At 70.3% G+C, this 20,071-nt stretch carries 19 protein-coding genes and 1 other RNA gene; 12 read left to right on the top strand and 8 right to left on the bottom strand.

What is annotated here, in order from left to right:
• Window positions 1-29 precede the first annotated feature (29 nt).
• Window positions 30-1,412 carry a leucyl aminopeptidase family protein gene (locus tag B3D50_RS12520; protein ID WP_286951602.1) on the top strand — a complete coding sequence of 461 codons (1,383 nt, stop codon included), beginning with the start codon at window positions 30-32 and terminating at the stop codon, window positions 1,410-1,412.
• An 80-nt stretch (window positions 1,413-1,492) separates the two neighbouring features.
• Window positions 1,493-2,293 (top strand): NlpC/P60 family protein, encoded by an 801-nt coding sequence (locus B3D50_RS12515; RefSeq protein WP_286951600.1) that lies wholly within the window; start codon window positions 1,493-1,495, stop codon window positions 2,291-2,293.
• Window positions 2,294-2,371: 78 nt separating this feature from the next.
• Here the strand turns inward: B3D50_RS12515 and B3D50_RS12510 are convergent, their stop codons facing one another.
• Window positions 2,372-3,079, bottom strand: coding sequence for a c-type cytochrome (locus B3D50_RS12510; protein ID WP_269296829.1), 708 nt, complete (start codon window positions 3,077-3,079; stop codon window positions 2,372-2,374).
• A gap of 148 nt (window positions 3,080-3,227) precedes the next feature.
• Here B3D50_RS12510 and B3D50_RS12505 point away from each other — a divergent pair, with 148 nt between their 5' ends.
• Complete coding sequence (locus B3D50_RS12505; RefSeq protein ID WP_286951598.1) at window positions 3,228-3,950, top strand: 3-deoxy-manno-octulosonate cytidylyltransferase; 723 nt, start codon at window positions 3,228-3,230, stop codon at window positions 3,948-3,950.
• On the opposite strand, the gene B3D50_RS12500 is transcribed toward B3D50_RS12505, so the two are convergent.
• The 3 genes from B3D50_RS12500 to ffs all read right to left on the bottom strand — a co-directional run bounded on the left by B3D50_RS12500 (window position 3,951) and on the right by ffs (window position 6,580).
• A complete protein-coding gene (locus B3D50_RS12500) occupies window positions 3,951-5,813 on the bottom strand; it encodes a DNA polymerase III subunit gamma/tau (RefSeq protein WP_286951596.1) in 1,863 nt (620 codons plus the stop codon).
• A 57-nt stretch (window positions 5,814-5,870) separates the two neighbouring features.
• Window positions 5,871-6,281, bottom strand: coding sequence for a DUF3597 domain-containing protein (locus B3D50_RS12495; protein ID WP_286951594.1), 411 nt, complete (start codon window positions 6,279-6,281; stop codon window positions 5,871-5,873).
• Window positions 6,282-6,486: 205 nt separating this feature from the next.
• Window positions 6,487-6,580: signal recognition particle sRNA small type (gene ffs, locus B3D50_RS12490), an RNA gene on the bottom strand.
• 71 nt (window positions 6,581-6,651) lie between these two features.
• On the opposite strand from ffs, the gene nudC reads away from it, so the two are divergent.
• On the top strand, window positions 6,652-7,575 hold the full coding sequence (nudC, locus tag B3D50_RS12485; protein ID WP_286951591.1) for an NAD(+) diphosphatase: 924 nt from the start codon (window positions 6,652-6,654) through the stop codon (window positions 7,573-7,575).
• A gap of 30 nt (window positions 7,576-7,605) precedes the next feature.
• Here the strand turns inward: nudC and B3D50_RS12480 are convergent, their stop codons facing one another.
• Entirely contained in the window at window positions 7,606-8,220 is a 615-nt protein-coding gene (locus B3D50_RS12480; protein ID WP_088410554.1) for a malonic semialdehyde reductase, read from the bottom strand.
• Window positions 8,221-8,394: 174 nt separating this feature from the next.
• Here B3D50_RS12480 and B3D50_RS12475 point away from each other — a divergent pair, with 174 nt between their 5' ends.
• A complete protein-coding gene (locus B3D50_RS12475) occupies window positions 8,395-8,724 on the top strand; it encodes a YbaB/EbfC family nucleoid-associated protein (RefSeq protein WP_269296839.1) in 330 nt (109 codons plus the stop codon).
• Window positions 8,724-9,326, top strand: coding sequence for a recombination mediator RecR (gene recR / locus B3D50_RS12470; protein ID WP_003166259.1), 603 nt, complete (start codon window positions 8,724-8,726; stop codon window positions 9,324-9,326). The genes B3D50_RS12475 and recR overlap by 1 nt, the downstream gene beginning before the upstream one ends.
• A gap of 7 nt (window positions 9,327-9,333) precedes the next feature.
• Here recR and B3D50_RS12465 read toward each other — a convergent pair whose 3' ends face one another.
• Window positions 9,334-10,602 (bottom strand): YihY/virulence factor BrkB family protein, encoded by a 1,269-nt coding sequence (locus B3D50_RS12465; RefSeq protein WP_286951585.1) that lies wholly within the window; start codon window positions 10,600-10,602, stop codon window positions 9,334-9,336.
• Between the two features lie 78 nt (window positions 10,603-10,680).
• On the opposite strand from B3D50_RS12465, the gene prmC reads away from it, so the two are divergent.
• From prmC to B3D50_RS12435, 6 genes are all read left to right on the top strand, one after another.
• A complete protein-coding gene (gene prmC / locus B3D50_RS12460; RefSeq protein WP_286951583.1) occupies window positions 10,681-11,589 on the top strand; it encodes a peptide chain release factor N(5)-glutamine methyltransferase in 909 nt (302 codons plus the stop codon).
• 277 nt (window positions 11,590-11,866) lie between these two features.
• Complete coding sequence (locus tag B3D50_RS12455) at window positions 11,867-12,751, top strand: DUF4167 domain-containing protein (protein WP_286951581.1); 885 nt, start codon at window positions 11,867-11,869, stop codon at window positions 12,749-12,751.
• An 82-nt stretch (window positions 12,752-12,833) separates the two neighbouring features.
• Window positions 12,834-14,186 (top strand): hybrid sensor histidine kinase/response regulator, encoded by a 1,353-nt coding sequence (locus B3D50_RS12450; RefSeq protein ID WP_286951579.1) that lies wholly within the window; start codon window positions 12,834-12,836, stop codon window positions 14,184-14,186.
• A 104-nt stretch (window positions 14,187-14,290) separates the two neighbouring features.
• Window positions 14,291-15,016, top strand: a complete 726-nt coding sequence (locus tag B3D50_RS12445) for a DUF4893 domain-containing protein (RefSeq protein ID WP_286951577.1) — start codon at window positions 14,291-14,293, stop codon at window positions 15,014-15,016.
• Window positions 15,017-15,064: 48 nt separating this feature from the next.
• Window positions 15,065-15,790: a DUF4893 domain-containing protein gene (locus B3D50_RS12440; RefSeq protein ID WP_286951574.1), complete on the top strand. Its 726-nt coding sequence runs from the start codon at window positions 15,065-15,067 to the stop codon at window positions 15,788-15,790.
• 72 nt (window positions 15,791-15,862) lie between these two features.
• Window positions 15,863-16,264 (top strand): hypothetical protein, encoded by a 402-nt coding sequence (locus B3D50_RS12435; protein WP_269296856.1) that lies wholly within the window; start codon window positions 15,863-15,865, stop codon window positions 16,262-16,264.
• 158 nt (window positions 16,265-16,422) lie between these two features.
• Here the strand turns inward: B3D50_RS12435 and B3D50_RS12430 are convergent, their stop codons facing one another.
• Window positions 16,423-18,075, bottom strand: coding sequence for a serine hydrolase (locus B3D50_RS12430; protein WP_286951568.1), 1,653 nt, complete (start codon window positions 18,073-18,075; stop codon window positions 16,423-16,425).
• Between the two features lie 72 nt (window positions 18,076-18,147).
• Window positions 18,148-20,043, bottom strand: coding sequence for a BCCT family transporter (locus tag B3D50_RS12425; protein ID WP_223850619.1), 1,896 nt, complete (start codon window positions 20,041-20,043; stop codon window positions 18,148-18,150).
• Window positions 20,044-20,071 lie beyond the last annotated feature (28 nt).

Below are 20,071 nucleotides of genomic sequence, written 5' to 3'. Positions count from 1 at the left end.
TCGGCGTTAAGCGTCGGAAAGGTCGCCCCATGTCCCCTCAGTCCGAACTGCTGATCGCCGCTTCTGAGACCGCGCGCCCGGTCCGCATCGTCAAGGCGGGCGCGGCGCTGGAGGGACGCATCGCCGCCTGGGCCGAGGCCAACGGCTTCACCGGCAAGACAGGCCAGCTGCTGGTGGTCCCCGCCGCCGACGGCGCGCCGGAGCAGGCCCTGTTCGGCGCGGGCGAGGCCTTCGATCCCATGACCGCGCGCGGCCTGCCGACGCGCCTGCCCGCCGGCGACTGGCGACTGGAGGGCGTCGAGGGCGAGGCGGCGCATTCGGCGGCCCTGGCCTTTGCGCTCGGCGGCTATCTGTTTGACCGTTACAAGGCCCGACCGGAGCGCGGCCGCGCGCGTCTGGTCGCGCCGGACGGGCTCGACCTGACGGCGACGCTGAACATCGCCGCCGCCTGCGCCCTGACCCGCGAGATGGTCGACACCCCCGCCGCCGACATGGGGCCGCTGCAACTCGAGACCATCGCGCGCGAGATCGCCGAGGGCGCGGGCGCGAGCCTGACCGTCACGACCGGCGACGCCCTGCTGGAGGAGAACTATCCGGCCGTCCACGCCGTCGGCCGCGCCGCCGCCCCGCACCGCGCGCCGCGCGTGCTCGAGATCGGCTGGAACCTGGACAAGGCCGACCTGCCGCTGGTGGCCCTGGTCGGCAAGGGGGTGGTGTTCGACACCGGCGGTCTGGACCTGAAGCCCGCCGCCGGGATGCGCAATATGAAGAAGGACATGGGCGGCGCCGCCCACGCCCTGGCTCTGGGGCGCCTCATCATGCAGGCCGGTCTGCCCGTGCGGCTGGTGGTGCTGGTCGCGGCGGTCGAGAACGCCGTGTCGGCCGACGCCTTCCGGCCGGGCGACATTCTGAACAGCCGCAAGGGCCTGACCATCGAGATCGGCAACACCGACGCCGAAGGCCGCCTGATCCTGGCCGACGTCCTGACGCGGGCGGGCGAGCATGAGCCGGACCTGACGCTGGACTTCGCCACCCTGACCGGGGCGGCGCGCATTGCGCTGGGGCCGGAGTTGCCGCCGCTCTACACCGACGACGACGCCCTGGCCGAGGGCATGTTGAACGCCGGTCGTGCCGTGGGCGACCCCCTGTGGCGGATGCCTCTGTGGGCGGGCTATCGCGCCTCGCTGGACAGCGAGATCGCCGACGTGCGCAACGATTCCGCCGCCTGGGCTCAGGCCGGATCGGTGACGGCGGCCCTGTTCCTGCAGAAGTTCGCCCCGACGACGGGCGGCTGGGCGCACATGGACGTCTTCGCCTGGAATCCGCGCGCCCGTCCCGGTTGGCCTGAGGGCGGAGAAGCCCAGGCCATCCGCGCCTGCTTCCGCTACCTCAGCGACAAATTCGTCAAATAGCCAAGGCTGTTAACGCCCCCTTCGGGATCGGCGCCTAGGGTGGGCGGCTCGAATTGTCCGAGCCGTCTAGAGACCGCCGCTTGACCGATGTCCTGGCCCTGCTGCCGCCTGGCGCGCCCCTGATCCTGCGGGACGGGGATCGTGTGGTGCTGGCCGAGCAGGCGCTGGAAGGTCTGATGCGGGCCGAGGCCTATCGCCGGACCGATCCCGCTCATTGCCGCCTGCCGGTCGCCGACATCGTCGCCGACGACGGTCAACGCATCGACCAGCTGCTGTTCGGCGAGGCCTTCGACGTGTTGGAGCGCCGTCAGGACCGTGCCTGGGGCCGCGCCCGTCGCGACGGCGTGGTCGGCTGGGTCTCGCTGGAGGCCTTGGCGCCCGGCGCGCCCCTGGCGACCCGCCGCGTCGCCTCCGTTTCCGCCGCCCTGCCGCTGAACGCCTTGATCGGCGACGACGCTCAGGGCCTGGCCGACAGCGACCTGGAATCTATCGGCGCGTTCGAGCGCGACCTGGTCGCGGTGGCCGAGCTCCTGCTGGGCCGCCCGCACGCCCTGGGCGCCCGCTCCTCGCTGGAGACGGACTGCTCGGGCCTGGTGCAACAGGCTCTGCTGGCCTGCGGACGGCCCGGCCCGCGCCGCGCGAATGAGCAGGCCGGTCTCGGCCGCGCCGTGTCGCGCGAGGACGCCCAGCGCGGCGACCTGGCGATCTGGCTGTCGCAGGCCGAGGGCGACTGGACCGGCCATTCGGCCCTGATGATCGACGCCGAGCGCGTCATTCATGCGACCGGCGCGCGCGGCGGCGTGGTGGTCGAGACCCTGGCCGAGGTCGAGGCCCGCCTGACCGCCGACGGCTTCGCCTCTGCGGTTTTCCGCCGGGTCTGAAACCCTAAAGCCTGATCCTGAAACGAAGAAAGGCGACCCGAAGGCCGCCTTTCCGTCGTCTGTCGTGTCCGTTCGCCCTCAGGCTTTCGGAGCCGGAGGCGTCGCCTGGGTCGCGGGGGCGTCGGCGGCGGGCGCCTCGGCCGGAGCGGCGCCGGCTTCCGTCGCAGCGGCGCCTTCAGCGGCCGGAGCTTCGCCTTCGGCGGCGGCCGGGGCGGCGGCGCCCGGCTGACGGGCGGGGTCCGGCGCCGGGATGGCGAAACCGGCCGAGCCTTGCGTGCGCAGCCAAGCGATCAGGTTGATGCGGGTCTTCTCGTCGCGGATGCCGGCGAAGGACATCTTGGTGCCGGGCACATAGCGGCCCGGCGCGTTGATGAAGTGATCCAGCTCGTCATAGTTCCAGGTCGGGGCCTCGGCCTTGTGCTTGGCCATGGCGTCCGAATAGGCGAAGCCCGCGCGGTGCATGGCGGGGCCGCCGACCACGCCGAACAGGTTCGGGCCGATGCCGTCGGCGCCGCCCGAGTTGACGGTGTGGCAGGCCTGGCAGCGCGCGAAGGCGGCTTCGCCGGCGGCCAGGTCGGCGGTCGGCAGGACCGTGCCCCAGTCGATCGGCAGGGCGGCTTCGGCCGCGCCCGCAGCCGCTTCATCCGGCGCGTCGACGAAGTAGCCCATCTTCTCGGGCTGCTTGGTGTGGTAGACCATGCCCGAAACCTGCTGGACCACCAGGATCGCAAAGGCGGTGCCCAGGCACGCGCCCATAATCTTGTTCCACTTCAGATCGCCGCTCATTCCGCGTCGTCGCATCCCGTCTCTAGGTGAGCCCCCCGACCGCGAAGCGGCGTTCAGGCGTATTCTTGCGTGGGCGTCTCTTACACGCTAGCGCGACCTTCGCAACCGGCCCGGACGCTTCCGGGCGCTTTCAAGGCGCTGGGCGACCATGAATCCGCTGATAATGATACCCGCTCGCATGGCGGCCACCCGTCTGCCCGGCAAACCCCTGGCGGACATCGGCGGCAAGCCGATGATCGTGCGGGCGTGGGAGCAGGCTTGCCTGTCCGGTTTCCGCGTCGCCGTGGCGGCGGGCGATCCCGAGATCGTCGCGGCGGTGCAGGCGGCGGGCGGCGAGGCGGTGCTGACCGATCCCGACCTGCCCAGCGGCTCGGACCGCATCCTGGCGGCCGCCCAGGCGGTCGATCCCGACGGCGCCCATGAGGTGGTCATCAACATCCAGGGCGACATGCCGTTTGCCTCGCCGGACCTGGCCAAGGCCTGCGCCGAACTGCTGGCGCGCGAATCAGCCTGCGGCATCGCCACCCTGGTCGCGGCCGAGGCGGACATCTCGGATCGGAACAATCCCGATGTGGTCAAGGCGGTGCTGGCCCTGCCGGACGGCGGGACCAGCGGCCGCGCCCTCTACTTCACCCGTTCGACGTTGTACGGCGACGGCCCGGTCTGGCGCCATGTCGGCATCTACGGCTATCGGCGTGAAGCCTTGACCCGCTTCTGCGCCGCACCGCCGTCGCCGCTGGAGAAGCGCGAAAAGCTGGAGCAGCTGCGCGCCCTGGAGATGGGTCTGCAGATCTGGGCCTCGGTGATCAATGCGGCGCCCCTGTCGGTGGACAATCCGGCCGACCTGGAGGCCGCGCGGGCGCTGGCCTGATCAGTCGTCGTCGCCCGTCTCGCCGTCGTCGGGGATGGCGGGCATCTCGACGGCCGGGGCCAGGGTGACGATCTCCTTGATCTCGGCGCCGGGGAAGGCCTGCATGATCGACACCACGAAGGGGTCGGCCTCGACCGCAGCGCGGCGGGCCGCGCGGGCCTTCTTCTCGACCTCGATCAGGGTCTCGCCGCCGCCCTGTCCGTTGGCGGCGATCAGCCAGGTGCGCCCGGTCCATTCCTTGAGCCGCCCGGCCAGACGCCGCGCCAGATCGTGGGGCGAGCCCTCGGCCGGTTCATAGGTGATGGCGCCGGGGCGGAAGCTGACCACGCGGACGTAGCGCTCCACGTCCATCTGCAGTGTGATCTCGCGCTTCTCGCCGATCAGGGCGACCACAGCCTCGAAGCTCTGCGGGTCCGGCAGGGCGGGCGCCGCCATCGGCCGCGCCGCCAGCATGGCCGAGGCGCCGCCGCCTCCACCCCCTGAGCCGCCTCCGCGAGGGCCAGCGCCGCCGCCGGGCACGCCGCCCGACTGGATCGCCTTCAGCGCCTCTTCGGGGCCGGGCAGGTCGGCGGCGTAGGCTAGGCGCACGATGGCCATCTCCACCGCATCGGCGGGATTGGGCGCGCGCCGCACCTCGTCCAGCGCCTTCAGCAGCATCTGCCAGGTGCGCGACAGGGTTCCGGCCGAGATGGCCGCGCCCAGGGCCGCCAGCTTCTGCGCCTGATCGCCGGGCAGGCGAGTGGCGTTCGGCCCCAGCATCTTGGCGACCGAGGCCGCGTGGCAGTGCTCCAGCAGGTCGTTGGCCACCTGCACCGGATCGGCGCCGTAGCCGTAAAGGGTGCGGAAGGTCGTCAGCGCCTCGGCCGTCTTGCCCGCCATCGTCTGTTCGAACAGGGCGATGGTCTGGGTGCGGTCGGCCAGACCCAGCATGTCGCGCACCGTAGCCGTCTCGACCACCGCGCCGCGCTCGGCCTGAACCAGAGCCTGATCCAGCAGCGACAGGCCGTCGCGCACCGACCCTTCGGCCGCGCGTGAGATCAGGGCCAGCGCCTCCTGCTCGATCTTCATGCCTTCGCGCTCGGCGACGCGGCCCAGATGGCCGACCAGAACCTCAGGCTCCACGCGGCGCAGGTCGAAACGCTGGCAGCGGCTCAGGATCGTCACCGGCACCTTGCGGATCTCGGTGGTGGCGAAGATGAACTTCGCGTGGGGCGGCGGCTCCTCCAGCGTCTTCAGCAGGGCGTTGAACGCCTGCGTCGACAGCATGTGGACCTCGTCCAGCACATAGACCTTGTAGCGGGCCTCGACCGGCGCGTAGCGGACGCTTTCAAGGATGTCGCGGATGTCGTTGACGCCGGTGTGCGAGGCGGCGTCCATCTCCATCACGTCCATGTGCTGGCCCGCCATGATGGCGGCGTCGTGCCGCCCCGTGGGTGTCAGCGCCAGGGACGGCTTGTCGATGGTCTCGGTTTCATTGTTCAGCGCGCGAGCCAGCAGGCGGGCTGTCGTCGTCTTGCCGACGCCCCGCACCCCGGTCAGCATGAAGGCGTGGGCGATCCGGCCGGTGGCGAAGGCGTTGGTCAGGGTGCGGACCATCGCCTCCTGCCCGATCAGGTCTTCGAACGCGCGCGGCCGGTATTTGCGGGCCAGGACGGTATAGGCCTCGCCCTCGACGGGTGGCGCTTCGGACGCCTTGGGCGCGGGAGCGGGCGCTGGCTCGGCCTTCATTTCAGGCGCAGGTTCGACCGCTGCGGCGGGCGGCGGGGCGCCGAACATGTCGTCGGTGTTGGGGTCGCGCTCCTCGACTTCGGGCGCGTCTTCCTCCCACGGAGGACCATCGAGACTGTGATCGGCGTCGCTCATGGCCCACTCTTAGCGCGAAGGAGCGCGCTCGCGCACCCCCTCGCGCCGCAGAGAGGCTCAGAGATCGGTGGGCAGTTGGCCGCCGTTGTCGCGGATTTTCTGGATCACCTGCTTGTGCAGCCAGATGTTCATGCTGGCGCTGTCCGACTTGTCGCCGGTGTAGCCCAGTTCGTCAGCCAGCTCCTTGCGCTCGGCCAGCGAGGATTCAAGGCCGATCAGCTTCATCAGGTCGACGATGGAGGTGCGCCAGTTCAGCTTCTGCGCGCGCTGCTCGTTCATGAAGTCGAGGATGCCGGCGACGTCGACCTCGGCCGCGGGCTGGGGCGCGACGGCGGCGGCCGTGGGCGCAGGCGCAGGCGCCGGGGTCGGGGTCGGGGCCGCTGCTTCGGGCGCGGGGGCTGCGGGCGTCGCCGCCGGGGCCTCCTTCTTCCTGAAAACGCCGCCGAGAATCTTGCCGAGTATGCTCATTCGCCTGCTCCTGATCGTGGGGGTCGAAGCCCTTTCAGCGAATGAGGCGCAGCCCGGTTCCGTGAAGCTTGCACGACGGCGGAGATGTAGGGGACGGCGCGCTCAAGCAGCGAGTGACCGCGTCGCGAGCGATAGCGCACAAAAGGCGCATAAAAAAAGCGCTCAAGTCGTGAGCGCCCGCGGCGCGAACATAGCGCCCTAAGAATAAGGTGGAGACCGCGACCCGAAGGGGAATTCGTTGTGGCTGCTGCCTTCCGGCCCTGACCAGGTTGGCGAAGCCTTCGCCCGCGATCTCCGAGAGGGGATATGACGGCGGACGACGCGGGAATCAAGCCCTCCCCTGCAGGCGCGCTCAAGGCTATGAAGCCTCATGCCCTATCGCAACGTCTTTTCCGGCAATCCGCTCGACCGCTCCGGCGACCTTCGCAACGACGCCGCCTGGCTGGCCGAGCAGGAGGCCAACCCCGAAGCCCTGGCCATGATCCTGTGGGAAGGCCGTCCCCTGATCGAAACCCATGAGGGGGCCGAGCGGCTGGTCTGGCTGTCGCTGGGCCATGCGCGCGATCTGGCGCGCGACCGCGATATCTTCCTGGGCCTGTGGAAGGGGGCGCCGGTCTTCGCCGCCGAGTTCGAGGGCTCCATCGACCCGACCAGCGGCCCGGCCGGGGGCCTGGGCCGTTTCGCCGAGATGCGCGAGGCGGCGGTCGTCCTGCCCGAAGCCGACGCCGGCATCGCCGCCACGGCCAAGAGCCTGTTCGACTGGCGCCGCCGTCACGGCTTCTGCGCCGCCTGCGGCAAGGCGACGGATCAGGCGTCCGGCGGCTGGAAGCGCATCTGCCCCGCCTGCGGGACCGAGCATTTCCCGCGCGTCGACCCGGTCGTCATCATGCTGCCGGTCTATAAGGGCGGGGCTGAGCCGCGCTGCCTGCTGGGCCGTCAGGCCGCCTGGCCCGCCGGTCGCATGTCGGCGCTGGCGGGCTTCATGGAGCCGGGCGAGGCGATCGAGGAGGCCTGCGCCCGCGAGGTCATGGAGGAGGCGGGGCTGACGGTCTGCGACGTGCGCTACCACTCCAGCCAGCCCTGGCCCTTCCCGGCCCAGTTGATGATCGGCCTGATCGCCGAAGTCACGACCGACGAGGCCGCGCCCGACCAGACCGAGTTGGAGGCCGTCGCCTGGCTGACCCGCGGCGAGGCGCGCGCCGTTCTGGACGAGACCCACCCGACCATCCAAGCCCCGCCGCCCTACGCCATCGCACGGCGGCTGCTGGAGACCTGGGCGCGGGGCGAGGGCTAGGCCCTCGGGGCAAGCCCGAGGGCGCCGGCCTTACAGGATCTGAGCGGCTTCCTCGAAGTCGAGGCGGGGCGAGCGGGGGAACAGGTTCTCGTCCGTGCCGTAGCCCAGGTTCATGATGAAGTTCGGCTCGACATTGCTGTCGGGGAAGAACTCGGCCTTCACCCCCGCCGCGTCGAAGCCCGACATCGGACCGACGTCCAGACCCAGGGCGCGCGCGGCGATGGTCAGATAGCCGCCCTGCAGCGAGGCGTTGCGGAAGGCGGCTTCACGACGGCCGGCCTCGTCCAGGAACCAGTCGCGGGCGCCCGGCGCGTGCGGGAACAGCTTGGGCAGGGTGTCGTGAAAGTCGATGTCCTGGGCGATGATCAGATTGACCGGCGCGGCCAGGGTCTTGGCGCGGTTGCCTTCGGCCATGTGCGTCGACAGCCGGGCCTTGGCCTCGGGCGAGGTGATGAAGACGAAGCGGGCCGGGGTCATGTTGACCGCCGTCGGGCCGAACTTGGTCAGGTCATACAGCTTGCGGATCAGGTCTTCGGACACGGGCCGGTCGCTCCAGCCGTTGCGCGTGCGCGCCTCGGTGAACAACTGGGCCAGAACGGCGTCGGAAACCGGAAGGTCGCGGGCGGAAAGGGCGTCAAAGGCCATCAGGGCTTCTCCAGAAAACTGATTGGTAACTTCAAGTGTGGCCAATTAGGCTTGCGCGACTCTGTCGTCAAGAGATCGGCAACCGATTTTGTGACGAATGTGGGAGAGGCGGGCGCGACAGGCTTTCTTCGTCAGGGTCTGGAGCCGCGCGGCGCTTGGCCCTATCTAGGGCGCATGAAAGACCTCAACGCCCTGATGCAACAGGCCCAGGCGATGCAGCAGAAGCTGCAGGACGCCCAGGCGAAAATGGCCGAATCCACCGCCGAGGGCACCTCGGGCGGCGGCCTTGTGACCATCTCTCTGAAAGGCCCCGGCGAGATCACCTCGGTGAAGATCGACGACAGCCTGATGGCCCCCGGCGAGGGCGAGATCCTGGCCGACCTGATCGTCGCCGCCCACGCCGACGCCAAGCGCAAGCTGGACGAGATCAACAACGCCCTGATGCGCGACGCCGCCGGGCCGATGGCCGGGATGAACATCCCCGGAATGCCGAAACTCTTCTGATGGCCGCCTCCGCCGGGCCGGAAATCGAACGGCTCATCAGCCTGCTGGCCAAGCTGCCGGGCATGGGCCCGCGCTCGGCCCGGCGCGCGGCCCTGGCCCTGCTGAAGCGGCGCGAGCAGCTGCTGGTCCCGCTGGCTGCGTCGCTGGCCGAGACGGCGGACAAGGTGGTCAACTGCTCGGTATGCGGCTCGCCCGATACGCGCGACCCCTGCTCGGTCTGTGCGGACCAGAGCCGCGACAACGCCCTGATCTGCGTGGTCGAGGAGGCCGGCGCCCTGTGGGCGATGGAGCGGTCGGGCGCCTTTCGCGGCAAGTATCACGTGCTGGGCGGCCTGCTGTCGGCGCTGGACGGCGTCGGCCCCGAACAGCTGCGCATCGCCGAACTGATCGGCCGGGCGAAGGGCGGAGAGGCGAAGGAAGTGGTCCTGGCCCTGCCCGCCACCGTCGACGGCCAGACCACGGCGCACTATCTGGCCGAACGCCTGTCGGCGGCGGGGGTGCAGGTCACGTCGCTGGCGCGCGGCGTGCCTGTCGGCGGCGAGCTGGACTGGCTGGACGACGGCACCATCATCCAGGCCCTGCGGGCGCGACGGCCGGCCTAGCGCGCGTCTAGCGCCGCTTCTTCATCCGCCGCCGCATCACCCGATCGCCCAGCGCCTCGGCGTATTTCAGGGTGAAGGCCAGGGCGGCGGGATTGCCGCGCCGGGGACCGACCGAATCGGCCATCACAGCGCCGCGCTCGCCGATCGGCCGGGGCGCGCCCGTGGTGGTGTCATGGGCGGTCTGGTGTTCGATCTCGGCGTTCAGCCGCGCGCCCATCAGGATCACCTGCACCGAGAACCAGGTCCACAGCAGGAAGCCCATGGCCGCCGCCAGCGGGCCGTAGGAATCGGTGCGCACGAAGGTGGTCAGGAACCAGCTGAAGAGGAAGGACACCAGCAGGCTCAGGCTGGCCGCGAACAGGGCTCCCGGCGTCAGCCAGCGCCAGCGCGCCCGCGCCCGGCTCGGCCCGTAACGATAGATCAGGGCCAGCGCCCCGACATAGCCTAGGAACAACAGGGGCCAGCGTAGCGGCGCCAGATAGGCCCACTCGTCCTCCAGGCCGAACACGGCCAGCACCACGGGTACGCCGACCACCAGGGCCGAGCTCAGCATCACCGCCGCCATGGCCGAGACGGTGAAGCCCATGCACACTAGGTTGTAGATGACGATATTGCGCCGCTCGACCTCGTGATAGGCGAGGTTCAGGCCGTAGAAGAGGGTCTTGATCCCCCCGTTGGCCGCCCACAGCGACAGCAGCAGGGTCCAGATCAGGGTGAAGGTCAGCTGGCCGGTCGAGTTGCCCGCCAGCCGCGTCATCTCGGCGCCCAGGAATTGAGCCACGTTCGACGGCAGCACCTCATAAAGGAAGCTGAGTTGGCTCCAGGCGTCGGCCGGATCGGCGAACAGGCCGTAGATGGTGACGAAGGCGCCCAGCGTCGGGAACAGGGCCAGCAGCAGGAAGAAGGTCACGCCCCCGGCGACGAAGCCGACGCGATCGCCGAAATAGCCCATGACCGTGCGCCACAGGATGTCGACCCAGCCCTTGTGCGGTATCTCCAGCGGGCGGCGCGCCAGGCGGCCGCGGCCGGGCTCTTCGGCGTCATAGTCCTCGGGCGTGGGATCGCGCGGGGGCAGGGGCTCGGGCCGCGGGGGGCGCAGCTCCAGGCCGAAGCGATGGCCTTGAGTGTAGAGCAGGTGGGCCGCCGTCGCGCCCGTCGCCAGTCCGCCCGCGGCGGCGGCCAGATAGCGCAGCAGCCCGCTGGCCGCGCCGGGCGCGCGACGCGCCGGACGACGTTTCCAGGCGCGCGACGCGCGATGATTCGACTGTGGTTTCATCCCCATTCGCCCTTCAACGGCCACGCTGTCGGGCCGTTCCGTCTTGAAATCATCCGTCGCAGACCCCAATCACCCGGAATGTCCGATCAGAACACCCAACCGACCCTGCTGACCGCCTGGAAAGGCGCCCAGGCGCGCCTGAAGGCCGCCGGCATCGACAGCCCCTCCATCGACGCCCGTCTGATGCTCGAGGCGGCGACGGGCGCGGGCCGCGTCGACATCCTGAACGACCCCTACCGTGCGCTCTCGCCTGAGCAAACCCTGGCGCTGGACGCCATGGTGCATCGCCGCCTGCGCCGCGAGCCGGTGTCGCGCATCCTGGGGCGCAAGGGCTTCTGGAAGATCATGCTGAACGTCACCCCCGACGTGCTCAGCCCGCGCCCCGACACCGAGACGGTGGTGGACGTCATCGTCCGCGCCTTCCCGCCGAACTCGACCTTCGAGATGGCCGACCTGGGCACGGGCTCGGGCGCCATCCTGCTGGCCGCCCTGGCCGAGCGGCGCGGCGCGCGCGGCGTCGGCACCGACATCTCGACCGAGGCCATCGCCGTGGCGCGCGAGAACGCGGCCAATCTGGACCTGAACCATCGCTGCACCTTCATGCGCACCGACTGGGCGGCGGGCTTCGCCGACGACAGCTTCGACCTGGTGGTGTCCAATCCGCCCTATATCCCGACCGCGGACATCGCCGGTCTGGACCCCGAGGTGCGCGAGCACGATCCGCATCTGGCGCTGGACGGCGGCCCTGACGGACTGCAGCCCTATCGCGACCTGGCGCCCGAGATCGCCCGCATCCTGCGCCCGCAAGGCGTCTTCGCCGTCGAGATCGGCTGGGACCAGGGCCAGGCGGTCAAGGCCCTGTTCGAAGCGGCGGGCTTCACCGACGTCAAGGTCGTGAAGGATCTGTCGGATCGCGACCGCGTCGTCACCAACGGCCCGGACCCGCGCGTGGGCCCGATCCCCGAAGCCGAAGCGCCGTTGCAATAAAAACCCTTGGAAAGCGTCTCGGCGCGCGCTAAGTCCGTGGTGTTCCCCACTCAGACGCACCCTTTTCGAGCCGGTTCGCTCGATTAAGCGTGTCGGAGTTCAGTGACGGCCGCGCCCCTCAGACGGACGTGGCGGACCACGGGGGACGCACGGTTTTCCGAACAGCTCGCACCGGGGATCGGCCCCGAACGAACGGAACGACGAACAGGGTCTCGCCCGTCTTCTGCGACGGCGGCCCGCACCAGCACGGTAAGCTCCGATGAGAGATTTCAAGGGCATGAAGCGTCAACGCGGACGCAACCGTAAGCCCGGCGGCGGCAATAACGCCAACGCGACCAATCCGAACCGTTCGTGGGACTCGCAAGGCCCCGAGAACATCAAGGTCCGGGGCAACGCCCAGACCGTCTACGAACGCTACATGCAGCTGGCCCGCGACGCCGCGGCCGCCGGCGACCGCGTTCTGGCCGAGAACTACACCCAGCACGCCGAACATTATTTCCGCGTCCTGCGCGCGCTCCAGCCGCAGCGCTCGGTCAGCGAGATCGCCCAGCGCGAACAGGCGGGCCAGGGCTTCGACATCGACTTCGAGGACGAGTCGGGCGCCCAGGCGGCGGCCATCATCGCCGCCCAGCAGGCCGAGGAGCGCCGCGTCGAGGAAGAGGCTCGCCGTCAGGCTGAACGCGCCGAGCGCGAGGCCAACCGCGACCGTGAGCCGCGTGAACCCCGCGAACCGCGTGAAAACGGCGACGGCGACAACCGCGAAGGCGGCCGCCGCGAATCCCGCCGCGAGCGTTGGGAGCGCCGCCGCGAGGAGCGCAACCGTCGTTTCGAGAACGGCGAATCCGAGATCGCCGACGCCGATGAGTCCGGTCAGGACGGCGGCCCTGCGTCCGAGGTTCCGACCGAAGAGCGTGCGCATGAGGCGCCCGCCGTCGAGGCCGGTGCGGACGCCGACGCGCCGGTCGCCAAGGCGCCGCGCGCCCCGCGCCGTCCTCGCGCCGCTGCGGCCAAGGATGAGGCGGCCGGCGACGACGCCGCGGCTCTGCCGGGCTTCCTGACCCGCCCCGCGGCGATCGAGGAAGCGGCCCAGGACGACGAGACGCCCGCCCCGCGCACCCGCCGTCCGCGCCGCAAGACTGAGACGGTCGCCGACGACGAATAGGGCGACTGAACAACCCTCGCGGGTGTGTTCACTCTAATACAACTATTTGCGCGTCACTCTCGATCCATCGGGAGGACGTGTGATGGAATTCGTTCTACTGGCGATCGCCCTCGGACTGGCGACGGGCGTCGCGGGCGTCAGGCTGTCGATCGGCGCCCATGGGCGCATTCGCGCGGTGCAGCGGCTGCATGACCGCCAGCTCGCCGCCGCCCGACGACGCATCGCTGATCTGGAAGGCGCCGCCTGCGACGTCGAGGCGCGCCTGTTGCGCGCCCAGGCGGTCGAGGCGGCCGGACGCCGCACCCATACGGCCCTGCTCGCCGCCTTCAGCCGTGAGATGCGCGGGCCGCTCGACGCCATATTGGGCTTCGCCGATCTGCTGCGGATCAATGCGGTCAATGAGCCGCTCAGCCGTCGTCAGAGTCAGGCCGTCGAGCAGATTCACGATGGCGCGACTCGCCTGCGGACTCTGGTCGAGGGGCTGACCGCCTTTGCGGACGCCTCGGGCGTCGCGGCCGCGCGCGAGCGCCTGGACCCTTTGCTGATCGCCCGGCGCATCTGCCAGTCCCTGGCCGGTCAGGCCGAGGCGGCGGGGGTCGATCTGCGTCCGCCTCCGTTTCAGGCCGGGCTGACGGTCCAGGCCGAGCCTCGCGCCCTGGATCAGGTGTTGACCCGTCTGATCCGCAACGCCGTGCAGCATAATCGTCGCGGCGGGACGGTGGCGATCGAAGGCCGCCGCCTCGCCCAGGAGGTCTGGATCACCGTGCGCGACACCGGGCCGGGCCTGTCGCCGCGCCGGATCGAAACCCTGTTCGACCCTTTCGCCCGGCGCGGCCGCGCCGCCTCCTCGGCTGACGGCGCGGGCGTCGGCCTGGCCGCCGCGCGCCGTCTGGCGGCCGCCATGGACGGCGATCTGACGGTCGAGAGCCGGGAAGGCGAGGGCGCGGCCTTCACCCTGCGCCTGCCGGCTTCACCTCGGCGTCAGGCCGAGTTCCCCGCCGCCTCGCCCTGGCCGCGCCTGCCGGACGCGGTCCTGCTCTATATCGCCGAGGACGCGGCTGCGGTCGCCCTGATGCGCCATCTGCTGCACGGGGCGGGTCAGATCCAGCTCCACGTCGCAGCGACCGCGCAGGAGGGGGCGGAGCTGGCGCGCGACCTTCGGCCCGACGCCGTCATCCTGGATCTCGACCTGCAGGGCGGTCAGGGCCTGGCGGTCAAGGCCGCCCTGGCGCAGGAGCCGCTGACCCGCGACCTGCCCGTCATGGCGTTGTCGGCGGCGATCGCCCCGGACGAGGTGCGACGCGCGCAGGCGGCGGGCTTCGCCGAATACCTGATCAAACCGATCGGACTCGCCGATCTGACCGCAGGACTGTCGCGTCTTCTGGCGCCGTCTGACGCCTCTTCGCCGACCATGCCCAAGGCGGCGCAGGCCTGACGACTTCACGCGGTCGCGACGACGGGCGGGGTTGACGCCGCGCCTCATGGCGGCTTCCTAAAGAGAAACGGGGCTTTCGATCCCCGTCGCTTGAGAAGACTGATATGCCGCGTACGCCGACCCGACCTTTCCGGCTCGCTTTCCAGCCCCTGTTCAAGACCCTGATCGGCCCGGCTCTGGGCTCGGCGGCCCTGGCCGCCTGCGCCACGACGCCCCCGCCGCCTCCGCCGCCGCCGCTCCCGCCGGTTCCGGCCGCGCCCGACGCGCCCGTCGGCGCCGTGCTGGACGACTGGCGCGGCGTCATCACCCCTGCGGATCGCGACCGCTATCAGCGCCGCGCCGCCGCCTGGAGTCTGGCGCTGGAACAGGCTCGCCGCCAGCCCGGTTCGGGTGACCTGTCGGCCTTGGGCGAACTGATCAATCCCGACGCCGCCCGTCCCAGTGTCGCCCCGCCGCCCGGCGCCTATCGCTGCCGCACCGTCAAACTGGGCTCGCAGGGGGATGAAGGCGGGCTCGGCTATGTGGTCTACGGCTGGTTCGCCTGCCGCATCGAACAGACCCCCGGCGGTCTGAAGCTGATCAAGCGCACCGGCTCGCAACGTCCCGCAGGCCTGCTATTCCCCGAGAACGACCGTGAAATGGTCTTCCTCGGCTCCATGGCCCTGGCGTCCGAACCGACGGCCCGCAGCTATGGCCAGCGGCCCGAACGCGACCTGGTCGGCGTGCTGGAGCGGATCGGCGAGCGGCGCTGGCGCCTGGTCACGCCCTGGCCGGCGGCGGAATCCAACCTCGACCTGCTGGAATTGGTCCCGGCGCCGCCGTCGCGCTGAACCGTCGCCGTTCCTGTCCGTTAGGGCGGGATGACAGTAGAGAGCCCGATGCGCTTCAGCCCCGTCAACGCCGCCCTGTTCGCGAGCGTCCTCGCCCTGGCCGGCTGCGACCGCGACGCCGCGCCGACCCCGCCGCCCGCTTCTTCGCCGGATGCGCCTGTCGCGGCGCCGTCTGAAGCCGTATCGCCTCCGCCTGGGACTGCGGCGCCGTCCCCGTCTCCCGGCGAGCAGGGCGGCGGCGACGATTGGCGTGCGGTCGCCGCGCCTGCCGACGCCAGCCTGCTGGGCCGCCTCGATCAGGCCTGGAGCCTGGCCCGCGCCGAGGCCGAGGCGCGCGGCTTCGCCGACGAGGTCGAATCTCTCGGCGTCCTGGTCGATCCCAACGCCGCACAGGCCGGCCGTCTTCAGCCGCCGCCGGGCGACTACCGCTGCCGCACGGTCAAACTGGGCGCGCGCGAGGCGCAGGGCCTGGCCTATGTCGCCTATCCGGCCTTCCGCTGCCGCGTCGAATTGACGCCCGGCGGCGACCTGATCCTGGAGAAGACCACGGGCAGCCAGCGCACGCGCGGCCTGCTCTATCCCGACACTGATCGACGCCTGGTCTATGTCGGCGCCCAGGCCTGGGGCGACGAGACCGGCTTCCCCGCCTACGGCGCCAAGGCCGAGCGCGACCAGCTGGGCGTGTTCGAGCGCATCGGTCCGCAGCGCTGGCGCCTGGTCATTCCCTTTCCCAAGCAGGAATCCAAGCTCGACATTCTGGAGCTGACGCGCTGATCGCAGCTTGACCGTGCAGGGGCGCGCCCTTCACCCTGAGCGCCTCATCGCCTTTACTCTCGGAGCACCCTCATGCGCGGCGTCGGCCTCACGATCGGATCCATCATCGCCATCGCCGTCGTCCTGGCGGTCGTGCTGATCGGCTTCCCCACCTACAACGTCTATTCCAAGCAGATGGCGGGCAAGGCGGCCTATGAAGAGGCGGTGCAGAACCGCCGCATCCGCGTGCTAGAGGCCCAGGCCGCCCTGGACTCGGCCAAGCTGACCGCCGCCGCCGAGATCGAGCGCGCCAAGGGTGCCAATGAGGCCAACCGCATCATGGCCGAGGCCCTGGGCGGCCCCGAGGCCTATCTGCGCTGGTCCTACATCAACATGCTGCAGGAGACGGCCGGCAAGGAAGGCCGCCAGACCATCTACATCCCCACCGAGGCGGGGATGCCGATCCTGGAGGCCGGCCAACGCCCGGCGCGCTGACCTGAATCCTTCTCCCCTTGTGGGAGAAGGTGGCTCGCGAAGCGAGACGGATGAGGGGTTTCTGGCGAGCAGCTGCATCACCCTCATCCACGTCGCAAGACCCCTCATCCGGCCCTGACGGGCCACCTTCTCCCACAAGGGGAGAAGGGTTAGGGCGTTCAGACCCGCGTCAGCCGCAGATCCTGATAGTCGTAGCTGAAGTCGATGTCCGGCGAGACGCCCTTGACCGTGGCCGTGGCGGGCTTGGCCGTGGCGATGCTGAAGGTGATGAAGGCGTCCTCTTCGCGCTTGTCGGGGAAGCGGGTGCGGAAGGTTTCGCCGTCATAGGGCTCCAGCCAGCCTTGCAGCGCCGGGGTGTGGGTGAAGCGCAGCCACAGGCCGGACTTGCGGTTGCGGCCGCGCCCCTCGGTCTTCGGCTCGATGACGATGTCGCCGTACCAGGGATCGCGCCAGGTTCCGGCGTAGGCCTCCAGCGGCAAGGAGGGCGGGGCGCCCGCCGCCTGCTTGGCGTCGATCTCCACGGCGGCCTTCAGCGACTTCTCGGTCCCTTCGGCCTCAATCCGCTTGGAATCGGCGATCCAGTCGACGTCGACCTTGTTCATGGCGATGTCCGACAGGCCCGAGCGCAGGGCGCGTAAGAGGAAGCTCTCTTCGGCGTTGGTGAAGACCGAGAAGCCGATCTTGCGGCCGGGGATCAGCACCGTGGCCGAGATGCCGCCGGGCGAGCCGCCGCCGTGGGTCGCCAGCCGCTCGCCGCGATAATCCTGCACCTGCAAGCCCATGGCGTAGGTCGAGGCCACGGCCCGGTTGGGCAGGGCCGCCGTCGGTCCGTTGGACGAGGAGACCACGATGTTGGGCTTGTACATTTCCTTCGCGGCGGCTTCGGAGAACAGGCGCGAGCCGTCGGCCAGCTTGCCGTCGTTCAGGCGCACGGCGATCCACTTGGCCCAGTCGTGGGCGCTGGCGCAGATGCCGCCCGCCGCCGCCGCCGAATCCCAGTTCCACACCTCGACGATCGACTCGGCGATCTGGGTCATCGCCCCCTGATAGCGCAGGGGCGGACCGACGCGGCCGTGCGGCAGGGCGCTCTTCTTCGGGTCGGCCAGACGCGCCAGGGGCACGCTCTCGTTCATGCCCACGCGGTCGAAGATGCGGGTCTGGACGAAGGCCTCCCAGGACAGGCCCGAGACCTTCTCGATCACCGCGCCCGCCACCACGAACATCAGGTTGCAGTAATGGTAGTCCTCGCGAAAGCCGTCCTCGATGGGCACGAAGGCGGCCTGGGCCAGAACCTCGGCCCGCGTCCGGTCGCTGTTGGGCCAGAACAGCAGGTCGCCCGCGCCCAGGCCGAAACCGGCGCGGTGGCTCAGCGTATCACGCACCGTGATGCGCTCGCCCACCATCGGGGCCGACAGGGTGAAGCCGGGCAGATAGGTGCGGATCGGCTCGTCCCACTTCACCTTGCCTTCGTCGACCAGGATGGCCAGGCAGGCGGCGGTGACGTTCTTGGAGTTCGACGCGATGGCGAACAGGGTGTGCTCGTCGGCGGGTTCATTTTTGCCCTGACGGCGCACGCCATAACCCTTGGCCAGCACCGTCTTGCCGTCGCGCACCAGGGCCAGGGAGACGGCGGGCTGGTCCGGCCAGGCGGCCATGCAGCGCCGCACCCAGGCGTCGGCGGCGGTGGCGATCTCGTCGTCGGAACGCGTATCGGCGCTGGTCTGGGCCCAGCCGGTCGCGGGCAGGGCCGCGCCGGCGGCGCCGACGGCGGAAGAGATCAGCGCGGCGCGGCGCGACAGGCGGATGGACATCAAGGACGCTCCCGAAGACTGAACGGCGACGCTAACGCCGCCCGTCCGTCGGGCCAAGGGGCGTAAAGCGTCCTACGCCGCCAGCCGCCACCTTTGCAGATGCTCCAGCACGTCCGCCACGATCTGGGCGCGGGTGAATCCGGTCACGTCGCGCGGGCGCGTGCCGTCGCCGGTCACGGCGCTCAGCCGCCATTCCAGGGCGCGGCGGCTTTCGGGCGCCTCCAGCGCGGTCAGGGCGGGCAGGGGCCGCGAGCGCGCGCCCAGCCGATACAGGAAGTCCCGTCCGTTGGCGTGCTCGACTCTCAGCCAGACGCCGTTGTCGTCGCTCTGCACCTCGCTGTTCTCCAGCCCTTCGGCGGCGACGGCGGCGCGCACCTCTTCCAGCGCTGGGACGCCGTGGCGCGCGATCTGGCGGTCGATGTCGCGACGGCTGGCCGGGGCCAGGATGCGCTTGAGCTGTTCGCGCAGGGGCGGCGCCTCGGTCTCGACGGCCTCGCCCTTCAGGTCGGCGTTCATCTGCCGCGCCAGGCCGAAACAGGCCAGGATCATGATGACCGCGAAGGGCAGGGCCGCCACCAGGGTCGCCGCCTGCAGGGCGCCGAGGCCCCCGGCCAACAACAGCAGGGCCGCCGTCAGCCCCTCCATTCCGCACCAGTAGACCCTTTGCCAGCGCGGCGTCTCCTCGGCCCCGCCCGAGGCCAGGGTGTCGATCACCAGCGAGCCTGAGTCTGCCGAGGTGACGAAGAAGACCGCCACCAGGGCGATGGCCAGGACCGAGGTGATCGCCGTGCCCGGCAGGAATTCGAAGAAACGGAACAGGGCCGTCGACAGGTCCGCCTGCACCGCGTCCGAGATCGCCCCCGCCGCCACGCCCAGGTCCAGGCTCATGGCGGTGTTGCCGAAGACCGTCATCCACAGGAAGGTGAAGCCCGACGGCACCAGCAGCACGCCGATGAGGAATTCGCGCACCGTCCGTCCGCGTGAGATGCGGGCGATGAACATGCCCACGAACGGCGACCAGGAGATCCACCAGGCCCAATACAGCAGGGTCCAGTCCGCCATCCAGGCGCGCGGCTCATAGGCGTAGAGGGTGAAGGTGCGCTCGAAGAAGTGGTCCAGATAGAGGCCGAAATTCTGCACATAGGCCCGCAGCAGGAACAGCGTCGGCCCCACGATCAGCACGAACAGCATCAGGCAGACGGCGATGAACAGGTTCAGCTCGGACAGCCGCCGCACGCCCTTGTCCACGCCGGTCAGCACCGAGATCGTCGCCGCGCCCATCACCACGACGATCAGTCCCACCTGCATGATCACGTCGTTGGGCAGGCCGAAAACGTAGTTCAGGCCCGAAGTCATCTGCGCCACGCCGTAGCCCAGGGAGGTGGCGATGCCGAACAGGGTGCCGCAGATGGCGAAGATGTCGACCAGGTCGCCCAGCCAGCCGTTCACCCGCTTGCCCAGCAGGGGATAGAGGCTGGACCGCATGGTCAGGGGCAGTCCCTTCCTGTGCGCGAAATAGGCCAAGCTCAGACCCACCACGGCGTAGATGGCCCAGGCGTGGACGCCCCAGTGGGTATAGGTGATGACCATGGCCTCGCGGGCGGCTTCCAGCGTGCCGGGCTGCGCCTCGGGCGGGGCGATGTAGTGCTGGACCGGCTCGGCGACGGCGAAATACATCAGGCCGATGCCCATGCCTGCCGCGAACAGCATCGCCAGCCATGAGACATAGGGGAAGTCCGGCTCGGCGTCGTCCGGCCCCAGCTTCAACCGCCCCGTCGGCCCCAGGGCCAGCGCCGCGACGAACAGCATGAAGCCCGCGACCGAAGCGACGTAGAACCAGCCGAACGTCTCCACCACCCAGGCCTGGGCGCGTCCGAACAACAGGTCGGACGTCGCGGGCGCCATGAGGGCGAGCAGCAGCAGTCCGCCCGCGATGGCGCTGGCCCCCCAGAAGACCCGAGGGTTCATTTTTGAGCTCAGCATGGCCTCCAAGCGC

It is taken from the genome of Brevundimonas sp. UBA7507, from assembly GCF_002478355.1.
GTDB classification, from domain to species: domain Bacteria; phylum Pseudomonadota; class Alphaproteobacteria; order Caulobacterales; family Caulobacteraceae; genus Brevundimonas; species Brevundimonas diminuta_D.
The sequence above is the reverse complement of the archived record's forward strand: the minus strand, read 5'-3'. Positions and strand labels throughout refer to the sequence as shown.